The organism is Allostigmatella hybrida (assembly GCF_020103775.1).
Taxonomy (GTDB): Bacteria; Myxococcota; Myxococcia; order Myxococcales; family Myxococcaceae; genus Hyalangium; species Hyalangium aurantiaca.
Window position 1 is genome coordinate 52,522 of sequence record NZ_JAHXBH010000037.1, and the last position, 16,389, is coordinate 68,910.

A 16,389-nucleotide genomic window follows, 5' to 3' on the forward strand; every position below is an offset into this window, starting at 1 on the left:
GACTCCCTCGCCAGTCAGAGGTTCCGAGCAATGCTGAAGGGAAAGACCCCGCTTGTTGTCGCACTCGTGCTGGGCCTGCTGGCCGGTATCGTTGCCTACTCGGCCATCAAGAAGAAGGAATCCGACGTGCGCCGCGGCTGGAACCTGGTCCCCGTGGTGGTGGCCGCCCAGGACATTCCCGAAGGCACGGTCATCTCCTTCGAGATGATCTCCCAGCGCTCGGTGCCCGAGCAGTTCGTCACCTCCTCCGTGGTGAAGCCGGACTCGGCCAACTACGTGGTGAACCAGAAGGTGCTCGTGCCGCTGCAGGCGGGAGATCCGCTGCTCTGGAGCCAGTTCGAGACGACCAAGGCCGCCGAGCGCCTGTCCACCAAGGTGCAGAAGAAGGGCCGCGCGGTCACCATCGAGGCCAAGTCCACCACCTCCGTGGGCGGCTGGATCCGGCCCAACGATCACGTGGACGTCATCGGCACCTTCCGCGATCCGCAGACGGACGAGAACGTGGCGGTGACGCTGCTGCAGAACGTCATCGTGCTGGCCACCGGGAAGATTACCGGTACCACCAACGTGAACCTCATCCCGGAGAACCAGCGCGACTACACGAACATCTCGCTGCTGGTCATCCCGGAGGAGGCGGAAATCCTGGTGCTGGCCTCGGAGCTGGGCAACCTGACGCTGTCCTTGCGCAACGAGGACGACGTGGACCTCATCGAGGAGCGCGGCCGCGCCACCATCAGCACGCTGCTGTCCGGCGAGCGCACCCGCGTGCTGGAGCAGAAGCGCCGGGAAATCATCCAGATCATCAAGGGCGCGGGCGAGAAGAGCGCGACCGCCCAGCCGTGATGACCAGGTCCACCACCTTGCGTCCAGCCCGCTAGAGGGAACGTTCGCGCATGCTGCCAGGAATCGTCCTCCTCCTCGTCACCGGCTCGGTCTTCTTCTTCAGCCTGGTGATCTTCACCGTGCTCGCGAAGGCCTACGAGCAATACCAGGAGCGCTACGTCGCCAAGTCGATGAACGACTTGAGCGACATGTTCCTGTTCATCGATCCGCGGCAGATGTTGATCCTCAACGTCGCGTCGATGTGCCTTCTGGGCATTCTGGCCTACATCGTCTTCAACCCCATCCTGTGCGTGGGGGCCACCATCTTCGGCTTCTTCCTGCCGATGCTGCTGGTGAAGTACTACCGCAAGCGCCGCATCAAGAAGTTCAACGTGCAGTTGGTGGACGCGCTGCAGGCCATGGCCAACGCCTTCAAGGCGGGCCTCACGTTCCCGCAGGCCATCGAGCACGTGGCGCGCGAGGCGCTGCCGCCGCTGTCGCAGGAGTTCGGCCTGTTCGTGAAGGAAGTGAAGCTGGGCGTGCCCCTGGAAGAGGGGCTCATCAACATGGGCAAGCGCGTGGGCAGTGACGACCTGGAGCTGGTCGTGGTGTCCACCAACATCTCGCGCCAGCTGGGCGGCAACATGGCGGAGATGTTCGAGACCATCTCCATGGTGATCCGCGAGCGCTTCCGCCTGGAGGGGAAGATCGACGCGCTCACCTCCCAGGGCAAGCTGCAGGGGTGGATCGTCGCGTCCATGCCCGCGATCCTGGGCCTGGTGCTCAACTCGATGCGGCCCGACCTGATGGAGCCGATGATGGACCACATGTTCGGCTACGTGCTGGTGACCGTCATCGCCATCATGGAAATCCTCGGCATCTTGATCATCCGCCGCATCGTCAACATCGACATCTAAGGAGGCGGCCGTGCAGGACATCTTCACTTCCATCCTGCTGGCCGGCGCGGCGATGTTCGCCGCCGCGGCAGCGGGCTTTCTCGGTATCGGCATCTACAACAACTTCTTCCAGGGCTTCGTCTCCGAGGTCGCCGAGGAGTCCGCGGGCGGCATGCGCGGCGCGGGCTCGGTGGCCATCCGCAAGATGGGCGCGATGAACCGGCGCATCATGTGGCCGGGCTACGAGTCCAAGATGCGCCGCAACCTCATCAAGGCCGGCGACCCTCAGGGCTACAAGCCCGAGGACATCATGGCCCTGCAGGAGATTGGCCTCGTCATCGGGCTGCTCATCGGCCTGTTCGCCGCCAGCGCCCTGTCCCAGAACCTGACGTGGTCGCTCACGGCCGCCCTGTTCGGCCTGTACTACCCGATGATCTGGGTGAACGATCAGGTGAAGAAGCGCCATCTGGCCATCTCCCGGGCGCTGCCCTACAACCTGGACCTGCTGACGCTGTCGGTGGAGGCGGGGTTGGACTTCACCGCGGCACTCTCCAAGGTGGTGGAGAAGGGCAAGGCGGGCCCGCTCAAGGAGGAGATGGCGATCGTCCTCAAGCAGCTGAAGATGGGCAAGACGCGCGAGGAGGCCCTCAAGGCGATGATCCTCCGGGTGGACCTGCCGCCGCTCACCACCTTCGTCACCGCGCTCATCCAGGCGGACAAGATGGGCACCAGCCTGGGCAAGGTGCTGCGCATCCAGTCCACGCAGATGCGCATCGACCGCACGCAGCGCGCCGAGAAGCTGGCGGGCGAGGCGCCGGTGAAGATGCTCTTCCCGCTCATCGCCTGCATCTTCCCCACGGTGTTCATGGTGCTCTTCGGGCCCATCGTCTTCCAGTTCATGTTCGGCAACGTCGGAGGATAGGCCCTGGGGGTCCGGCTGCTCATCGCGAGAGGGCCCCAGGAAGGGCAGGAGATCTCCTTCGACGAGGACGAGGTGCGGATCGGCCGCGCCGCCGAGAACGAGATCGTCCTGCACGAGCACGGTGTGTCCCGCCGCCACCTGCGCATCCTCGCGCGGGGCGGCAAGTACTTCGTGGTGGAGCTGGGCAGCGCCAACGGCACCCTGCTCAACGGCAAGCCGCTGCCCCAGCAGAAGGAGCAGGAGCTGCGGGGCGGGGACCGGCTCGTCGTGGGGCCGGTGGAGTTCGTCTTCACCCCGCTGGCCCCCGAGCGGCCCGTGGTGGTGCCCCCGCCCGAGGCCCCAAAGGCCCCGCCGGCGCGCCCCACGGCCCGGCTGACCCGCGCCCAGACCGAGCAGGAGATGCGCGTCATCGAGGCGGAGGACACGGGGCCGCACCGCACCGTCACCGAGGAGGTGCTGGTTCCGGAGGAGCCCGAGCCCGCCCGCCGGCTCCCGGGCAATGCCCCCACGCTCATCGAGATGCCCCTGCCGCTGCGCACCGCGCGGCCCCCCGTGCCGGTGCCCGCGCGCCCGGCCGCGAAGCCGGTGCCTGGGGCGATGTCCGCCGCGGAGCGGGCCCGCCTCCGCCGGCAGCTGGGCAAGACGCTGGGCGGGCAGCTCCGGCTGGCCTGGGGCCAGCTCTCCCCCCGCGGCAAGGTGCTCGCGGGCGGGGCCGCGGCGCTGCTCGTGGGGACGATTGCCTTCATGCTCGCGGCGGTGTTCCGGCCCGAGGGGGGCTCCCGGCCGCTGGGGCCAGAGCCCTCGGTGCTGAGCCTCCGGCCCCTGACCGAGTCCTTCGGGCTGGGCGAAGGGGTGGTGTGGACACGCCCGGACCTCAAGGCGTTCGAGTTCGAGTTCGTCTCGCCCACCCGGGCGGTGGTGGTGCTGCACTACCAGGCCAACTTCATCTCCGAGGAGGAGGTGAGCATCAGCCTCAACGGTGTTCAGCAGGGCTGGGTGCCCCCCGATACCGCCACCGCCGCCGAGCGGGAGATCGAGCAGCTCCTCGCCATTCCGCTGCTCAAGCGCAGCGAGCGCAACCAGATCGTCTTCGACAACGTGCTCAACCCCCCGGGCCGCGAGGGCTGGCGCATCTGGAACGTGTATGTGGAGGTCATCCCCGTGCCCGAGCTGCCCCCCGAGCAGCTCCTGGCCAAGGCCCGTAAAGAGGAGGGCCAGGGGCGGCGCTTCCGGGAGCTGAGGGATGTGGGCTCGGACAACCTCTTCAAGGCCTGGAAGGCCTACCGTTCGGCGTGGCTCACCCTGGAGGCGCTGGACGAGAAGCCGGAGCTGTACCAGGACGTCCGCCATGCGCTCATGCAGACGGGCGCCGAGCTGGACCAGCAGTGCCGCAAGCTGATGCTCGATTTCCAGCGAAGCGTGCAGTTCCGGGATGGCGACCGGGCGGTGTTCACCGTGGAGGAAGTCAAGAGGCGCTTCCCTACCACCGAGCATCGCTGCCACAATCTCGCCATCGAGAAGGCTGTCGAGTACGGCCTGCCGATGTAGGCTCGTACCCCCCGTATTTGCAGGAAGTGGTGACTCGTCATGTCGAACTCTCCTCCGCCGCGCAGAAGGCCCTCGGCCTCTGGCAGTTCCTCCGGCGGCGCTCCGGGTGGGACTGGGGCGCAGCGGCCCGCGCGCCGGGCGGGCACCTCCGCGCCCGCCCGGACGCCTTCCCCGTCCTCGGGTGCCGCCAAGCTGGTGGTGTCCGCCGGGCCCGTGGAGGGCGAGGAGTTCGTGCTGCTGGAGGAGGAGTACGTCGTCGGGCGCTCCAAGGAAGCGGCCATCTGCATCCAGGACTCCTCCGTCTCGCGCAACCACATCCTGCTGCGCCGCGATGACAGCGGGTGGAAGGTCAGCGACCTGGGCTCCGGCAACGGCACCCTCGTCAACGGTGAGCCGATCACCGACGAGGTGCCGCTGGGCAACGGGGACATCATCACCCTGGGGGACACCGAGGTGACGTTCTCGGACATGTCCAACGCGACGATGATGGTGCCCCTCGCGCCCGCGCCCTCGCGGCCACGCCCCTCCGCCGGGGCCTCCGGGCCCGGGCCCTCCCGTCCCGAGCGCGTGCGCTCGTCCCGGGCCACGCCGCCCAAGCCGGTGGACCCGGTCGAGGCGCGCAAGAAGAAGATCCTCATGGGGGCCATTGGAGGCGTGGCCCTGCTGGCGGTGCTGGGGCTCGTGGCCCTGCAGGTCCGCCAGGGCAATCTGGCCACCCAGCGCCAGAACGAGGCCCGCCTCGAGGCGGACCGCCGCGCCCAGCTTGGGGGCATCTTCCAGGAGGCGAAGAACCTGGTGCGCGAGGGCCGCTGGATCGAAGCCCGGGACAAGCTCCTGGAGCTCCAGTCCCTGGAGCCCGAGATGGGCGGCCTGAAGGACTACCTGGACCGGGCCGAGAAGGAGATTCCCAACCAGAAGCACCTCACGGCGGCCAGCACCGCGCTCAAGGAGAAGAAGCTGGGCGTGGCCCATGCCGAGCTGGCCAAGGTGACGCAGGACACGCAGATGTTCGAGCAGGTGAGCCTGCTCAAGCGCAGCCTCCGGGATGCCGGCGACGCGCAGGCCCGCGAGGCGCGCAAGCTGTTGGATCAGAAGCAGATCGATGAGGCCAAGCGCATCACCGACGATGTGCTGGCGGCCTTCGAGTCGCACCGCGACGCGAAGCTGCTCAACGAGGAGGCCGTGCGGCTCATCGAGATCCGCGACCGGCCGCCCCCGCCGCCGCCCCCGCCCAACCCCGGCAAGCCCTGGGAGCAGGGCGTCACCCGCTTTGTCGATGGAGACCTGTCGGGCGCGGTGGCGCTCATCAACACGTGCGTCTCCAAGACGCCCAAGTGCAAGTCCATCCTCAAGGACATGACGGAGTTCGGCTCCCTCTACAAGCGGATGGAGGACCTGGACGCCAAGGGGCTCTCGCGCCTGCTCGCGCTCGACAAGGAGATCACCGAAGGCCGCGGGCCCAGCACCATGGCGCGCAATGCCGGCACGCGCGCGGCGAACATCTTCTACAAGAGCGCTTCGAGCGCGAAGACGTCGGGCCAGTGGGCGCGCGCCGTGGAGTACGCGCGCCGGACGCTCCAGGCCGACCCCGGCCATGTGGGGGCCACCAACCTGCTCAACGACCTGAGGATGAAGGCGAAGGACATCTACATGCAGGCCTACGCCCTCAAGGACGCCAACCCCGAGGACGCCATCCCGAAGTTCAAGGAGGTCATCTCCATGACGCCGGCGGATGACGAGACGCACGGGAAGGCGAAGACCTGGCTCGAGAAGATCTCCAGATGAAGCGGCGCCGGGGTGCGGCGGGAGACGGGCCTCCCGAGGAGGCGGGGCAGGGGGATCTGTTCGGGGGCGTCCTCGCGCCCTTGCCCGTGCAGGCCTCCGCCAGCAAGGAGCCCGCGGCCCAGGCGACGCTCCCGGGGAAGACCCCTACGTCCGCGAAGCCTCCGGAGCCGGTGGCCGAGGCGTCCACGCTCCTGCCCTCGCTGCCTGGGGCCCCGCCCCGTGCCGCGCGGTCCGTGCTGTCGGTGGGCGAGCTTACGCGCCAGCTCAAGGAGACCATCGAGTCGCGCTACCCGCGGGTCATCGTCCGGGGAGAAGTCTCCGGGTTCCGGGGCGCCAACGCGCGGGGCCACCTCTACTTCTCCTTGAAGGACGTGGAGGCCTCCATCGATGCCAAGCTGTGGGCCTCGCAGGCCGCCCGGATGCGCTTTGCCCTCCGGGATGGCCTGGAGGTGGTGGCCGAGGGCAGCGTGGATGTGTACGCGCCCCAGGGCCGCTACAGCCTCATCGTCCAGAAGCTGGAGCCGGTGGGGGAGGGCGCGCTCGCGCTGGCCTTCGAGCAGCTCAAGGAGCGGCTGGCGGCCGAGGGGCTCATCGGCAGCCGCCGCATCCGTCCGCCCCGCCCGCTGCCCTTCCTGCCCCGGCGCATCGGCGTGGTGACGAGCCGCACGGGCGCGGCGCTCCAGGACTTCCTGCGCGTGCTGTCCTCGCGCCACCCGCGCATGAGCGTGCTGGTGTGTGATGCGCGTGTGCAGGGCGAGGGCTCCGCGGCGGAGGTGGCCCGGGCCATCGCGCGCCTGGGCCGCACGGACGTGGACGTCATCGTCGTCACCCGCGGCGGAGGCTCGGTCGAGGACCTCTGGACGTTCAACGAGGAGGCCGTGGCGCGGGCCATTCACGCCTCGCCGGTGCCGGTGGTGTCGGCCATCGGGCACGAGATCGACTTCACCATCTCGGACTTCGTGGCGGACTACCGGGCGCCCACGCCGAGCGCTGCGGCGGAGCGGCTGGCCCCGGTGCTCGCCGATTTGGAGCTGACGCTGGACACCCATGCCGCGCGCCTGCGCCAGGCGGCGGAGCGGAGGTTGCTGGAGCTGCGCGAGCGCCAGGGGCACCTGGCCGGGCGGTTGGTGGACCCCCGCCGGCGCCTGGGGCAGGAGCGCCTGCACCTGTCCGAGCAGCTCGAGGAGATGATGCGCGCCCTGCGCCCCGCGCTGCGCATGAAGCGCGAGGGGCTCCGGGGGCTCCAAGAGCGGCTCCAGCGGGCCCGCCCCCAGGCCCGGCTGGGTGAACAGCGGGCCCACCTGCTGCAACTGTCGGCCCGGCTCCAGGAGGCGCTGCGGCAGGGCGTGGCCTCCCGGCGGGCGGAGCTGGCCAAGGGACGGCTGGGGCTGGAGCGGGCCTCGCCCACCCTGCGGGTGGCCGCGGAGCGCGCCCGGGTGGCCGCCGGCAGGGCCCGCCTGCTTGCCCTCCAGGCCCAGGTGCTCTCCGAGTCCCAGGCCCGCTTCCAGCGGCTGGCGGCGCAGCTCGACGCGCTGAGCCCGCTGAAGGTCATGTCCCGGGGCTATGCCGTCACCTTCCGGAAGAGCGATGGGGCGGTGGTGCGTTCCATCTCCGATGTGCAGCCGGGCACGCTGCTGGGCATCAAGTTCGCCAACAACGGCGCCCGGACGCTCGGCGGTTGCGAGGAAGTCGAAGCCACCGTCACCGCCGTGAAGGGGCCGGCGGACTGCTGACGGGCGTACAGTCCAGGCTGGCCCCGGGCAAGGGTGTCCTTTAGAGTCCCGCGCCCAATCTTCACGGTGGTGGAGGAGTCGGACGTGGCGAAGTCAAAGGTGGTGGAGGAGCCAGCACCGGAGCAGTACGGGGATGTGGTGTCCCGGCTGGAAGAGATGGTGGTGAAGCTGGAGGGCGGCTCGCTGTCGCTGGAGGAGTCCCTCAAGGCCTTCGAGGAGGGCATCCGCCTGGTGCGCCGGGGCGAGAAGCTCCTCAACGAGGCGGAGCAGCGCATCGAGCAGCTCCTGGTGGACGAGGAGGGGCGGGACACCGTCGCCCCCCTGGCCGCCGCCGCCCGTCCCGTTTCCGCGGCGGTCCCCAAGCCCTCCGCGGCGAAAAGTCCCCCCGAAGACGATGTTCCGTTTTGAGGGAAGCCCCTCCTGGGAGTGCCATGGAGAAGCCCAGCACCGAGAATCCCAGAATCATCATCGTCGATGACGACCGCGACACGCGGGAGCTGCTCTCGATGGCGCTCGAAGTGGAAGGCTTCGATGTGTCGAGCGCGGCCAACGGCCTGAGGTTGATCTCCTCGCTGCAGCTGCGGCGCCCGCACCTCATCCTCCTGGACGTGAACATGTCCTGGATCGACGGGTTCGAGCTGTGCAAGGCGGTGAAGAAGAACGAGAGCTTCCGGGACATCCCCGTCGTCTTCATCAGCGGGCGGGGCGAGCCGGAGGACCGGCGACGGGGCATCGAGGCGGGGGCCGCCGACTACTTCGTCAAGCCCCTGGACCTCAACAAGCTCATCCTGCGCATCCGTCAGCTGATACCGTCCCCCGAGCCCGAGGAGAGTGAACGTTCATGAGCACCTTTGACCTGGAGTCCTTTCTCGCCACCCAGCAGGCTCGCGTCGAGGCCTTGTTGAAGGCCCGCGCCGACCGGCTGGAGCCCGCGGGAACGCCCCCGCGCCTGGCGGAGTCGATGCGCTACTCGCTGCTGGCGGGCGGCAAGCGCCTGCGGCCGGTGCTGTGCCTGACGTTCGCCGAGGCCACCTCCCGGCAGAGCACCACGCTGGGCCCGGTCGAGGACGCGGCGTGCGCCGTGGAGTACATCCACACCTACTCGCTGGTGCATGACGACCTGCCGTCCATGGACAACGACGACCTGCGCCGGGGCCGCCCCACCAACCACAAGGTGTATGGCGAGGGGCTGGCGCTGCTCGCGGGCGATGCGCTCCTCACGGAGGCCTTCACGCTGCTGGGCTCGGGGCCGGAGGCGGTCCGCGGGCTGCTGTGCGGCGAGCTGGCCCAGGCCGCGGGCGCGGCGGGCATGGTGGGCGGACAGGTGCTGGATGTGGCCGAGGACCGGCCCGCGCACCTGGACTACCTCACGCGCCTGCACCGGATGAAGACCGGGGCGCTGCTGCGGGCCTCCTGCCGCATGGGCGTGCTGGGCGCCGGGGGCAGCGCGGATGCGCTCGCCCGGGCGACCACCTATGGCGATGCCATCGGCCTGGCCTTCCAGATCGCCGACGACATCCTGGACGTGACGGCGACCGCCGAGGCGCTGGGCAAGCCCGTGGGGGCGGACTCGGCCGCGGGCCGCTTCACCTTCCCGGCGGTGGTGGGCATGGAGGCGTCCCGGAAGATGGCCGCGGACAAGGTGGCCGAGGCCGTGGCCGCCGTGGAGCCGCTGGAAGGGGCGGGGGGGCCGCTGGCGGCGCTCGCCCGCTACGTGGTGGAGCGGAGGTCGTGACGGGGCTCCTCCCGCGAATTCTCTCGCCCGCGGACGTCCGGAGCCTTCCCGAGTCCGGCCTGCCGCAACTGTGCGAGGAGCTCCGGGAGGAGATCATCACCGTGTGTGGCCGCGTGGGCGGCCACCTCGGGGCCTCCCTGGGGGCCGTGGAGCTGGTGGTGGCCCTGCACCGGGTGTTCCACTCCCCCCAGGATGCGCTGCTCTTCGATGTGGGGCACCAGGCCTATGCGCACAAGCTGCTCACGGGGCGGCGCGAGCGCATGAGCACGCTCCGGCAGGCCGGTGGCATCGCGCCCTTCCTGGATCCGCGCGAGAGCCCCCTGGACGCGCTCGCCGCGGGCCACTCCTGCACCGCCGTCTCCGCCGCGCTCGGCATGCTCCAGGGCCGGCGCCAGCTGGGCCGCGCCGGGCACGTGGTGGCCGTGCTGGGCGACGGGGCGCTCACCGGGGGGTTGTCCTTCGAGGGGCTGAACAACGCGGGCGGCTCGCACCTGCCGCTGGTGGTGCTGCTCAACGACAACCAGATGTCCATCTCGGCCAACGTGGGCGCCATTCCGGCGCTCCTGCGCACCCGGCAGGCCCGCGCCTTCTTCGAGGCCCTGGGCTTCACCTACCTGGGGCCGGTGGATGGGCATGACCTGGGGGCGCTGCTGCCGGTGCTGCGCGAGGCGCGTCAGTCCTCCCGGCCGGTGGTGGTGCACGCGATGACCCAGAAGGGCCGCGGCTTTCCCCCCGCGGAGGCGGACACGCAGACGCGCGGCCACGCCATGGGGCCCTATGAGTGGCGGGATGGGAAGCTCGTGCGCTCGCGCGGTGGCCAGCGCACCTTCAGCGAGGCCTTCGCCGCCGCCCTGGACGACGCCATGGCCGTGGACCCCCGCGTGGTGGTGGTGACGCCCGCCATGCTGGAGGGCTCCGCGCTGGTGGCGCTGAAGGCCCGCTATCCGGACCGCGTGCACGACGTGGGCATCGCCGAGCAGCACGCCGTCACCTTCTGCGCGGGGCTCGCGGCGGCGGGGGCCCGGCCCGTGTGCGCCATCTACTCCACCTTCCTTCAGCGCGCGTTCGATCAGGTGGTCCACGATGTGTGCCTGCCCGGGCTGCCCGTGGTCTTCGCGGTGGACCGGGCGGGGCTCGTGGGGGCGGACGGCGCCACGCACCAGGGGACGTACGACGTCTCGTCCCTCCGGGCGCTGCCCGGGCTGTCCTTGATGGCCCCGGTGGTGGGGGAGGACGTGGCGCCCATGCTGGCCACCGCGCTCGCGGCGCCCGGGCCCAGCGTCATCCGCTTTCCCCGGGGCACCTTGCCCGCGCTGCCGCCGGAGCTGCACGCGGCCGGGACGGGCTCCGTGCAGGGGGCCCGCTGGTTGCGCCGGGCCGAGGCGCCGCGGCTCACGCTGGTGGCCCTGGGGCCCCTGGTCCTGGCCGCGCTGGAGGCCGCACAAGGCGAGCCCGGCTGGAGCGTGCTGGATGCGCGCTGGGTGAGCCCGCTGGATGCGCCCGCCCTGCGGGAGGCCGCGGCGTGCGGGCACGTGGTGGTGGTGGAGGAGGGGACGACTCGCGGCGGGCTGGGCAGCGCGGTGCTGGAGCTCTACGCCGCGCAGGGGCTTTCCCCGCGCGTGAGGCTGATGGGCCTGCCCGATGCCTTTGTGCCGCATGGGGACGCGCGGACACAGCGCTCGGAGCTGGGGCTGGATGCCGCGGGGATGCGGCAGGCCGGGAGGGCCCTGCTGGAGATGGGACGATGAAGCCTCGCAAGGAGCGCCTGGACGTGCTGGTGGTGGAGCGGGGGCTGGCCGAGTCCCGCACGAAGGCGCAGGCGCTCATCCTCGCCGGCCAGGTGGTGGTGGGCGACCAGCGCGTGGACAAGCCCGGGGCGCTGGTGCCCGTGGAGGCCGAGATGCGCCTCAAGGGCGAGGTGCTGCCCTATGTCTCTCGCGGTGGCCTCAAGCTCAAGGCGGCCATTGACCGCTTCGGGCTGGATGTGCGCGGCAAGGTGGGCGCGGACATTGGCGCCAGCACCGGCGGCTTCACCGACTGCCTGCTCCAGGAAGGGGCCGTGCGCGTGCACGCCATCGACGTGGGGTACGGCCAGCTTCACGAGAAGCTGCGGACCGATGCGCGGGTGCGCTCGCGCGAGCGCGTCAACGCGCGCTACCTCACCGCCGAGGATCTGCCCGAGAAGGCGGGCGTCATCGTCATCGACGTGAGCTTCATCTCGCTCACGCAGGTGCTGCCCTCCGTGCTGCCGTTCCTGGAGAAGGGCGGGTTGCTCGTGGCCCTGGTGAAGCCTCAGTTCGAGGTGGGGCGGGAGAACATCGGCAAGGGCGGCGTGGTGCGGGACACCGAAGCCCGCCAGTCCGCCATCGACGCGGTGGTGGCTTTTGCCCGGGAGCAGGGGCTCACGGTGCGCGGGCTGATGGACTGTCCCGTGCCCGGGCCCGCGGGCAACGTGGAAGCGCTCCTCGTCGCGCACCGCGATTGACTAATCCCTCTCAGGCACTACCCTCCGGCGGCGGTTGACAGTCCGTCTCACAGCCGTTCCGCCTTGGAGGGAAAACATGCGCTTCGTGAAGAACTTGTTCAGAGCCTGTGCCATGTCCGTGCTCATGGTGTCGGCGGTTTCCTCGGCGGCCGATGTCAAGATTGGCTTCATCGTCAAACAGCCCGAGGAGCCCTGGTTCCAGGACGAGTGGAAGTTCGCGGACGTGGCCGCGAAGGAGAAGGGCTTCACCCTGGTGAAGATTGGCGCCGAGGACGGTGAGAAGGCGCTGTCCGCCATCGACAACCTGGGGGCGCAGGGCGCTCAGGGCGTCATCATCTGCACGCCGGACGTGAAGCTGGGGCCGGGCCTGGTGGCGCGCGCCACCTCCAACCAGCTCAAGCTGATGACGGTGGATGACCGGCTGGTGAACAGCAAGGGCAAGCCGCTGGAGAACGTGCCGCACATGGGCATCTCCGCCACCAAGATTGGCGAGGCGGTGGGGCAGGCCATCGTGGAGCAGATCAAAGCGCGCGGCTGGAACATGAAGGACGTGGGCGCCATCCGCGTCTCGTATGATCAGCTTCCCACCGCGAAGGACCGCGTCGAGGGCGCCATCGCCGTGCTGAAGCAGAACGGGTTCGTGGCCTCGAACATCTTCGATGCGCCCCAGAGCAAGACCGACACCGAGGCGGCGCTCAATGCCGCCAGCGTGGTGCTCAACAAGAACGCCGGCCTCAAGAAGTGGGTGGCCTTTGGCCTCAATGACGAGGCGGTGCTCGGCGCCGTCCGGGCCTCCGAGGCCGCGGGCCTGAAGGCCGCCGACATGGTCGCCGTGGGCATCGGCGGTTCGGACTCGGCCATCAACGAGTTCAAGAAGCCGAGCCCCACGGGCTTCTACGGCAGCATCATCATCTCGCCCAAGCGCCACGGCTACGAGACGGCCCTGAACATGTACAACTGGGTGACGACGAACAAGGAGCCGGAGAAGCTCATCCTCACCTCCGGCAAGCTGGCCACCCGCGAGTCCTATCAGGCGGTGCGCAAGGAGCTGGGCCTCCAGTAAGCCCAGGGCCGGTGGGAGGCACATGGCACCGTTTCTCGAGTTCACGAGCATCACCAAGAGCTTCCCCGGCGTCCGGGCCCTCAAGGAGCTGAGCTTCTCGGTGCAGCCCGGGCGGGTCATCGGCCTGCTGGGCGAGAACGGTGCGGGCAAGTCCACGCTCATCAAGATTCTCGGGGGGGATTACACCCCCGACACGGGTGAGTTGCGAATCGGGGGAAAGGCCCACCGTTTTTCCTCCACGCGTGACTCCATCGCCGCGGGGGTGACGGTCGTCCACCAGGAGCTTCAGCTCGTGCCAGAGCTGACGGTGGCCGAGAACCTCATGCTGGGCCGCTTCCCGTCCCGCTTCGGGGTCGTCCGCTACGCGGAGCTGTTCGCCAAGGTCGGCGCGGTGCTGCGCGAGGCGGGCATCGAGGTGGATCCCCGGGCCAAGGTCGCCGACCTGTCCCTGGGCACCCGGCAGATGGTGGAGATCGCCAAGGCGGCCATCTTCGACGCCTCGGTCATCGCCCTGGATGAGCCCACCTCCTCGCTCTCCGCGCACGAGAGCGAGGTGCTCTTCCGGCTGGTGAACCGGCTGCGCGCGGCCGGCAAGGTCATCCTCTATGTCTCGCACCGGCTGGATGAGATCTTCCGCCTGTGTGATGGCTGCGTCGTGCTGCGGGATGGCCGGCTCGTGGCCCAGCACGACACCCTGGAGGGGCTGACGCGCGAGACGCTGGTGCGCGAGATGGTGGGCCGCGAGATTCAAGACATCTGGGGCTGGCGGCCCCGGACGCCGGGCGCGGTGCGGCTCTCCGTATCGGGGCTGGAGGGCTCGCGCCTGACGGCCCCCACGGGCTTCGAGGTGCGCGCTGGGGAGATTCTGGGCCTCTTCGGGCTGGTGGGCGCGGGCCGCAGCGAGCTGGCGCGGTTGCTGTATGGCGCGGACACGCGCGCCGCGGGCGAGGTGCGCATCGATGGGGTTCCGGTGCGGATCCACCACCCCCGGCAGGCGGTGCGCGCGGGCCTGGTGCTGTGCCCGGAGGACCGCAAGGCCGACGGCATCCTCCAGGGCCAGTCGGTGGAGGCGAACATCGCCATCTCCTCGCGCCGCCACTTCTCGCCCTTCGGCATCCTGAACACGCGCAGGGAAGGGGAGATGGCCGACCGCTTCATCCAGCGGCTCGGGGTACGCACGCCCTCGCGCGAGCAGGCCATCGAGAACCTGTCGGGCGGCAACCAGCAGAAGGTCATCCTGTCGCGCTGGCTGTCCGAGCAGGGCATCAAGGTCTTCATCGTGGATGAGCCCACGCGTGGCATCGACGTGGGGGCCAAGAGTGAAATCTACGAGGTGCTCTATGGCCTGGCGGAGCAGGGCATCGCACTCATCGTCATCTCCAGCGAGCTGCCCGAGGTGATGGGCATCAGCGACCGCATCGCGGTGATGTGCGGCGGCCGCATCGCCGCGGAGTTTCAACGCCCCGGCTTCTCCGAGGAGAAGATCCTGGCGGCAGCGCTGCCCGACCGGACGGCGGCTTGAGAGGATTGGGAATGGATCGCTTGAAAAGGGCCGTGCTCGGAGAACAGGGGCTCGTCATCCTGTTCCTGCTGGCCCTCGGCATCGTGTGCCTCACCGTGCCCAGCTTCATGACGCAGCGGAACATCCTCGGCCTGCTCCAGTCCGTGGTGACCATCGGCATCGTCGCCTGCACGATGATGCTGTGTCTGGCTTCGCGGGACTTCGACTTGTCCGTGGGCTCCACGGTGGCCTTCGCCGGCATGGTCGCGGTGATGGTGTCCAACAGCACCGAGAACCTTCTTCTGGGCATCCTGGCGGCCCTGGCCGCCGGCGTCGTGGTGGGCGCCATCAACGGCGTGGTGATTGCCAAGCTGCGCATCAACGCCCTCATCACCACGCTGGCCACGATGCAGATCGTCCGCGGCTCGGCGCTGATTGCCTCCGACGGCCGCGCGGTGGGCGTGGATGATGAGGCCTACTTCAACATCGCGCTGACGGCGCCGCTGGGCATCCCCGTGCCGGTGCTCGTCATGGTGCTCTGCTTCGCCCTCTTCGGCTTCGTGCTCAATCGCACCGTGTTCGGGCGCAACACGCTGGCCATTGGTGGCAACCCGGATGCCTCGCGCCTCGCGGGCGTCAACGTGGGCACCATCCGCATCTGGATCTTCACGCTCCAGGGCCTGCTGTGCGCGGTGGCGGGGATTCTGCTGTCCTCGCGCATCACCAGTGGCCAGCCGAACGCGGCTCAGGGGCTGGAACTGTCGGTCATCTCCGCCTGCGTCCTGGGCGGCGTGTCCCTGGCGGGCGGGCGCGCGGCCATCTCTGGCGTGCTGGTGGGCGTGCTCATCATGGGCATCGCGGAGAACGTGATGAACCTGATGAACATCCAGGCGTTCTACCAGTACGTGGTGCGCGGGGTGATTCTCCTTCTCGCCGTGTTGCTCGACAACCTGCGCACCCGCGCCACGGGCCGACGGCTATAATCCCCGGACGCGGAACTTGCTCCCCGTGACTTAGACCTCTTGGAACCTTGTGCCTGTGGCCCCCATGCGCTCCATGGCGTTCTTGATCTCTCCGGAGACGATCAGCGGGCCCGTCCACCCCTCGCACCGAAACACCTGGGCGCTTCCCACCTTGGCCTTGTCGATGCGCAGGTCACGTACGGAGGCATAGCGACCGACCATCTCTGGGAGTCCGTCTTCATGGGTCCAGAGCTGGATCCGGGAGGCTGTTTCGTCGATACAGCGGATGAGGCGTGTGGCAATGAGGATGAGGTACTGATCTGGTTGACCCTCCATGTCAACGGGGAGCAACTGCACATCATCCGGAGCCAGTTCAGAGAACATGGCCGCGAGCCGGACATGAACTACCGGGAGGAAAACATTCGCTTCCGAGTAGTCCAGCGGATTGCCCGCGATCTCGATGGGTAATCTCAAGCGCTCCGTGATGTGAACAGGCGTTCCGCATGTGAACTGCCTGTCATCCACCTGTTGGCCCTGACTGTCCGTCGGCGTGTTCAAGTGCCAGCGGTGTGGGACGTTCACATCGTCGGAGAGTCTGAAGAAACGCTGGGGCATCGACTCCATTTATCGCGGGTGCTGGCGGGTTCGGCACACCACAATACTTCGACAGGTCGCCGTTGCATCGGCAAGCTCGTGAAGCGCTGAAGTGGGGCGTGTGCCAGCACGTGATGCTGGCCGATGCAGGGCATGGAGACTGCCGTGAGTTTCGGGACGAGGCGAGGTAGCGAGGATTGCACTATCTGGTGGGAGTGCAGGGAGGACATAAGAACTCCTAACAAAAATCGCTTCTGAGGGGGCCCACCTGAGGCATCCCCTCATAAAAGTCCGAAGCACTCGCGGAAGACGGGGTGCTCGCAGACGAGCTGAGCGAAACGCT

The 16,389-nt window shown here is 69.0% G+C and carries 15 protein-coding genes; 14 read left to right on the forward strand and 1 reads right to left on the reverse strand.

Going from position 1 to position 16,389, the window contains the following annotated elements; all coding sequences use genetic code 11:
- Nucleotides 1-30: 30 nt before the first annotated feature.
- From cpaB to araH, 14 genes are all read left to right on the forward strand, one after another.
- Nucleotides 31-843 carry a Flp pilus assembly protein CpaB gene (gene cpaB, locus KY661_RS33450; protein WP_075008360.1) on the forward strand — a complete coding sequence of 271 codons (813 nt, stop codon included), beginning with the start codon at nucleotides 31-33 and terminating at the stop codon, nucleotides 841-843.
- Nucleotides 844-893: 50 nt separating this feature from the next.
- On the forward strand, nucleotides 894-1,739 hold the full coding sequence (locus KY661_RS33455; protein ID WP_225414052.1) for a type II secretion system F family protein: 846 nt from the start codon (nucleotides 894-896) through the stop codon (nucleotides 1,737-1,739).
- Nucleotides 1,740-1,749: 10 nt separating this feature from the next.
- A complete protein-coding gene (locus KY661_RS33460) occupies nucleotides 1,750-2,640 on the forward strand; it encodes a type II secretion system F family protein (protein WP_075008358.1) in 891 nt (296 codons plus the stop codon).
- Nucleotides 2,641-2,661: 21 nt separating this feature from the next.
- Nucleotides 2,662-4,188: an FHA domain-containing protein gene (locus tag KY661_RS33465; RefSeq protein WP_225414063.1), complete on the forward strand. Its 1,527-nt coding sequence runs from the start codon at nucleotides 2,662-2,664 to the stop codon at nucleotides 4,186-4,188.
- A gap of 39 nt (nucleotides 4,189-4,227) precedes the next feature.
- Nucleotides 4,228-5,973: an FHA domain-containing protein gene (locus KY661_RS33470; protein ID WP_225414053.1), complete on the forward strand. Its 1,746-nt coding sequence runs from the start codon at nucleotides 4,228-4,230 to the stop codon at nucleotides 5,971-5,973.
- A complete protein-coding gene (gene xseA, locus KY661_RS33475) occupies nucleotides 5,970-7,706 on the forward strand; it encodes an exodeoxyribonuclease VII large subunit (RefSeq protein ID WP_225414054.1) in 1,737 nt (578 codons plus the stop codon). Before KY661_RS33470 ends, xseA begins: the two co-directional genes overlap by 4 nt.
- An 84-nt stretch (nucleotides 7,707-7,790) precedes the next feature.
- Entirely contained in the window at nucleotides 7,791-8,114 is a 324-nt protein-coding gene (gene xseB / locus KY661_RS33480) for an exodeoxyribonuclease VII small subunit (protein WP_225414055.1), read from the forward strand.
- Between the two features lie 23 nt (nucleotides 8,115-8,137).
- Entirely contained in the window at nucleotides 8,138-8,551 is a 414-nt protein-coding gene (locus KY661_RS33485; protein ID WP_075008354.1) for a response regulator, read from the forward strand.
- A complete protein-coding gene (locus KY661_RS33490) occupies nucleotides 8,548-9,441 on the forward strand; it encodes a polyprenyl synthetase family protein (RefSeq protein WP_093522332.1) in 894 nt (297 codons plus the stop codon). Before KY661_RS33485 ends, KY661_RS33490 begins: the two co-directional genes overlap by 4 nt.
- Nucleotides 9,438-11,189: a 1-deoxy-D-xylulose-5-phosphate synthase gene (locus KY661_RS33495; RefSeq protein ID WP_225414056.1), complete on the forward strand. Its 1,752-nt coding sequence runs from the start codon at nucleotides 9,438-9,440 to the stop codon at nucleotides 11,187-11,189. The genes KY661_RS33490 and KY661_RS33495 overlap by 4 nt, the downstream gene beginning before the upstream one ends.
- Nucleotides 11,186-11,926, forward strand: coding sequence for a TlyA family RNA methyltransferase (locus KY661_RS33500; protein WP_225414057.1), 741 nt, complete (start codon nucleotides 11,186-11,188; stop codon nucleotides 11,924-11,926). Before KY661_RS33495 ends, KY661_RS33500 begins: the two co-directional genes overlap by 4 nt.
- Before the next feature lie 76 nt (nucleotides 11,927-12,002).
- Nucleotides 12,003-12,989: an arabinose ABC transporter substrate-binding protein gene (locus KY661_RS33505; protein ID WP_225414058.1), complete on the forward strand. Its 987-nt coding sequence runs from the start codon at nucleotides 12,003-12,005 to the stop codon at nucleotides 12,987-12,989.
- A 22-nt stretch (nucleotides 12,990-13,011) separates the two neighbouring features.
- Nucleotides 13,012-14,511: an L-arabinose ABC transporter ATP-binding protein AraG gene (araG, locus tag KY661_RS33510; protein ID WP_225414059.1), complete on the forward strand. Its 1,500-nt coding sequence runs from the start codon at nucleotides 13,012-13,014 to the stop codon at nucleotides 14,509-14,511.
- Between the two features lie 11 nt (nucleotides 14,512-14,522).
- Complete coding sequence (gene araH, locus KY661_RS33515) at nucleotides 14,523-15,473, forward strand: L-arabinose ABC transporter permease AraH (RefSeq protein WP_225414060.1); 951 nt, start codon at nucleotides 14,523-14,525, stop codon at nucleotides 15,471-15,473.
- Nucleotides 15,474-15,503: 30 nt separating this feature from the next.
- On the opposite strand, the gene KY661_RS33520 is transcribed toward araH, so the two are convergent.
- Entirely contained in the window at nucleotides 15,504-16,067 is a 564-nt protein-coding gene (locus KY661_RS33520; protein WP_225414061.1) for an imm11 family protein, read from the reverse strand.
- Between the last annotated feature and the right edge of the window lie 322 nt (nucleotides 16,068-16,389).

Coding starts and splice junctions, on each gene's coding strand:
- cpaB (WP_075008360.1), top strand. CDS start 31: ATGCTGAAGGGAAAGACCCCGCTTGTTGTCGCACTCGTGCTGGGCCTG.
- KY661_RS33455 (WP_225414052.1), top strand. CDS start 894: ATGCTGCCAGGAATCGTCCTCCTCCTCGTCACCGGCTCGGTCTTCTTC.
- KY661_RS33470 (WP_225414053.1), top strand. CDS start 4,228: ATGTCGAACTCTCCTCCGCCGCGCAGAAGGCCCTCGGCCTCTGGCAGT.
- xseA (WP_225414054.1), top strand. CDS start 5,970: ATGAAGCGGCGCCGGGGTGCGGCGGGAGACGGGCCTCCCGAGGAGGCG.
- KY661_RS33485 (WP_075008354.1), top strand. CDS start 8,138: ATGGAGAAGCCCAGCACCGAGAATCCCAGAATCATCATCGTCGATGAC.
- KY661_RS33490 (WP_093522332.1), top strand. CDS start 8,548: ATGAGCACCTTTGACCTGGAGTCCTTTCTCGCCACCCAGCAGGCTCGC.
- KY661_RS33500 (WP_225414057.1), top strand. CDS start 11,186: ATGAAGCCTCGCAAGGAGCGCCTGGACGTGCTGGTGGTGGAGCGGGGG.
- KY661_RS33505 (WP_225414058.1), top strand. CDS start 12,003: ATGCGCTTCGTGAAGAACTTGTTCAGAGCCTGTGCCATGTCCGTGCTC.
- araG (WP_225414059.1), top strand. CDS start 13,012: ATGGCACCGTTTCTCGAGTTCACGAGCATCACCAAGAGCTTCCCCGGC.
- araH (WP_225414060.1), top strand. CDS start 14,523: ATGGATCGCTTGAAAAGGGCCGTGCTCGGAGAACAGGGGCTCGTCATC.
- KY661_RS33520 (WP_225414061.1), bottom strand. CDS start 16,067: ATGCCCCAGCGTTTCTTCAGACTCTCCGACGATGTGAACGTCCCACAC.